General features: G+C 53.3%; 1 pseudogene. It reads right to left on the bottom strand.

From position 1 onward, the window contains the following. Positions 1-532 (bottom strand): annotated as a pseudogene (locus tag ACR0JF_RS23385) (transposase); the annotation flags it as partial. Positions 533-589: the final 57 nt, after the last annotated feature.

Here is a 589-nt window from a genome sequence, read left to right as displayed (position 1 = left end):
AGCAGTTCTATCCGTCCGTCGCTGACAGACCACCCAGCTTCTCTCAGCAGCGCAGCGATCCTGCGATAGCCATATCGGCCATACTGACGTGCCAACTCGATCATGTCGGCGACCAACCTGTCCTCGTCCGCGCGGCGTCTTAGAATGCGTCGTTGAGTGGACCGGTGTTTTCCCGGCACGTGGCAGGCGCGTTGCTCAGATACTTTGAGCTGGCTGCTGACATGATCGGCACAGGCACGACGTCCAGCGGGGCTCAGTAGTTTCCTTTTTTGGCTTCCGTCAGGATCAGTTTGTCCAGCGTTAGATTTGAGACTGCGCGTCTCAGCCGCTCGTTCACTTTCTGAAGCCATTTCAGTGCCTTCAATTGATCAACGTCCATTCCACCGTACTTCTTTCTCCAGCGGCAATAGGTTTGTTCAACAACGCCGATCTGCCTGATCGTATCAAGATGGGACATGCCTTGCCCCATCAGAACTTCAACCTGCCTTAACTTCAAGACAAGCTCTTCTGACTTCGGTCTCTTGTTTGCCATTCGTGGTCCTCCGTTTCCTAAACATAACGGTCGACCAGTTCAGTTTGAGAAGCTCAA

The organism is Ruegeria sp. BG11 (genome assembly GCF_056538565.1).
The sequence above is the reverse complement of the archived record's forward strand: the minus strand, read 5'-3'. Positions and strand labels throughout refer to the sequence as shown.